Genomic DNA, 3,151 nt, shown 5'->3' with positions numbered 1-3,151 from the left:
CCGAGGCCGCATCCGCTCTTCTCTCGGCCCTAGCGAAACGGGGCTCCCGCACCGTGTATTTCGACGTCCGCGCCGAAAGCCAGCCAGACGGGCGCACGCGTGTGTTCGCATCCAAAGCAATGGTGGAGTTCGTCGCGAACAGGACGCAGGTCGCGGTGCGGCCTGTGCGGGCCGAACAGATCGGCGAGATGCGCGACCTGCACGCGAAGATGATCTATCTCGCCAACGAGGAGTGGATACTCCTGCTTATGGGCTCGAGTAACTTCACGCGGGCCGGTTTGGGCGCAGGTGAGCGGAACGGCAACTTCGAAGCGAATCTCGCATACCGCGTGCGGTGCTCCGATGCGGACGCGAAGATGCTCAATGCGATCTGGCCAGAGGTCGACGACTGCCTCGACATCGACTCGGACCAGCTGATCTGGGAGCCGCAGGACGAAAAGGCGCAGGACGGGTACGGCGATGTGCCCCTGCCCGCAGCATTCGAGGAGGCCTCGTTCGTCCCGGGCCCGCCTCCGCGGTTGTCCATCACCCTGCGCGATCCGCTTCCCGCTTCCTGGGTCATCCTAGCCGCCGATGGCCGTAAGCTCCTCTCCTCCCAGGGCGGGGGGCGATCGGGGGAGCACCTCACTGAGTGGACTGGACCCGCCGTTCCGGTCGTGCTTGAAGTCACCTGGACCCACGCGAGCGGCCAAGCCACAGCCAACTGGCCTGTGAACGTATCGAATCCCGCGGCTTTGCCGCCTCCGGAAGCTCTGCTGAGCCTGACGCTCGAAGAGCTCCTGGACATTCTGGCGTCCACGCGGCCCATACCTCAGGCCGTTGCCGAAGCGCTCGCGAGACGCAACGCTAAGAAAGAAAAAGCGGATTCCGCGCTCGACCCGCTGAAGCGCTTCGACTCTCAGTCGTTTCTGCTTCGCAGGACGAAGCGCCTCGCCGCAGCCCTCGAAAGGCTTCGCGAGCGACTGGAGCTTCCAGCGTCTTCGCGAGAAGCGTTCGATTGGCGCTTGTCCGGCCCAATAGGCCCCCTGGCATTGGCAGGCTGCTACATCCGGGAGGCGAACTTCCCGGGTGAAGCCAAGTTCTGTCTTGCAGAGATTGCGCTCGCGTTGCATCGCGTGCGCCCCGACCGCGTTATAGCAGAGGGCCTTCCCAAAGCCGTGGTTTCGGAGTGCCTCAATAATGCGATAAACGAACTCGCGCAACGAGCGGGCGAAGCCGAGGCGCACACGGACCTCGACAATTACGCGAGCGCTGCATTCGCGGAGGCAAGACAATGAGCTTTGCATCGTTCGCAAACGGACCGATCGAGTTGAAGAACACGCGAATTTCCGGCGAGGACGCTGAACGTCAGGCTCGCGCCGCTCGCGAGGTGCTGCAACGTTTCTCCCGGCAGCCGGGGGTGATCCTCGCGGACGAAGTCGGCATGGGCAAGACGTTCGTAGCGCTGGCCGTCGCGGTGTCGATTCTGATGGAGCGTGAAGCGAGTGGCCCCATCGTGGTGATGACGCCGCCCAGCCTGCGTCACAAGTGGCCGAAGGATTGGAACGTCTTTGTCGAGAACTGCCTGTCGGGTGAGCTGCAACACCGATTCCGCGCGAACGCCGCGGAATCCGGCGTGGGCTTTTTGCGACTTCTGGACGATCCCGACGAGCGCCGCTCGCACATCATCTTTCTGACGCACGGCGCGCTGCATCGAGCCATCGGCGACGGATTCGCGAAGCTCGCGGTGGTGAAACGCGCGTTCAAAGGTCGGTCGTCTCTAGCGGAGCAGCGTCGCACGTTCGGCCGCTACGCCGGGCGCATTCTGCGGCTTGAATGGCTCGAGAGCCGCTGCCCCGGCTTGCTCGCGGACCTGCTCGACCGGCCATGCAATCAATGGCTGCGGACGCTGCATCGGGCTCATCCGCGCTTCGTAGATGAGGTGCGCGACGACCCGGTCCCCGCCTCGCTCGTCGACGCGCTCGAAGAAATGCAGGGCTGCGATTTCGAATCCATCGTAGACGCGTTGCGTTACGTTCCTCTTCGGGATTCGCCGAAGGTTCATGAGCGGTTGAAAGCAGTGCGCGAGGCGCTCCGGCAGGAGATGGAAGTCGTGTGGCAGCAGGCGTTTAGGCGCGCACGATTCCACTCGCCGCTTCTCGTCCTGGACGAAGCGCATCATCTCAAGAACCCAGCAACGAAGCTCGCTTCGCTCTTCGTAACGGAGGAAGGTGCGGCCGAATCCGGCCTGTTTTCATCGGGAGGTGCGCTCGCTGGCAAGTTCGATCGCATGCTCTTCCTGACCGCGACGCCGTTTCAGCTTGGGCACGCGGAGCTCATTCGTGTGCTCGAGAGATTCGAGGGCATCGATTGGCAGGGCACGTGCCCGCCGTCGATCATTCGCGAGCATTTCAGGTCGGAGCTTTCGGTGCTCGCGAAGACGCTCGATGATGCGCAGGGTGCCGCACTGCGTCTCGACCGCGCGTGGGGCCGGCTCACGGCCGAGCACGTCGGAAGCTCAAGCAGTGAGTCGGATATCGATCTCTGGTGGGAATCGGCCAAGGACTCCGAAGGAGAAGGCGTCGTCGCGCAGGTCGTCCAGCACGTGGATTACACCCGCCGCGCGATGAAAGAAGCAGAGCGGGCGCTCGCCCCGTGGGTGCTACGCCACGTCCGCCCGACAACCTTTTCAAATGGCTGCGACGTCGCTCGCCGACGCGTACAGGTAGGCGCTTCGATCGTCGCGGATGAGGAGACTCGCGTCGGCCTCGAGATCACCCCGCAGACGCTACTGCCCTTCCTGCTAGCCGGTAGAGCACAGGGTCTGCTGGCGGCTTGCACCACCGGCCGGGCTCTTTTCGCCGAAGGGCTCGCATCTTCATTCGAGGCATATCTCGATACAAGACGCGGCCGCGCGACTGCCGACGAGGACGCCGAACCCGGTGAGTCGGTCGTGTCGCCAGAGTTGCAGTGGTACCTCAATCACCTGGACCAAGCGCTTCCGAGGGACAAGCGAGAAGCGCGCTCGGCGCATCCAAAGGTGCGTGCCACGACCGATAAAGCCATACGCCTGTGGAAGGCTGGAGAGAAAGTCCTTATCTTCTGTCATTACCGCGCGACTGGTCGGGCACTGCGCCAGCACATCTCCGCCGCCCTCCACCGCGAAATCCTC

Annotated in this window: 2 protein-coding genes; both read left to right on the top strand. The window is 63.6% G+C overall.

What is annotated here, in order from left to right:
- On the top strand, positions 1-1,277 hold a 1,277-nt coding region (locus tag JWR51_RS23940; RefSeq protein ID WP_299753659.1), incomplete at its 5' end, for a hypothetical protein.
- The coding region (locus JWR51_RS23935) for an SNF2-related protein (protein ID WP_299753657.1) at positions 1,274-3,151 on the top strand (1,878 nt) is incomplete at its 3' end. The genes JWR51_RS23940 and JWR51_RS23935, both read left to right, overlap by 4 nt.

The organism is Devosia sp., assembly GCF_028290625.1.
In the GTDB taxonomy this organism is placed as follows: Bacteria; Pseudomonadota; Alphaproteobacteria; order Rhizobiales; family Devosiaceae; genus Devosia.
Note: the sequence above shows the minus strand (reverse complement) of the source record. Positions and strands in the feature narration are given on the sequence as shown.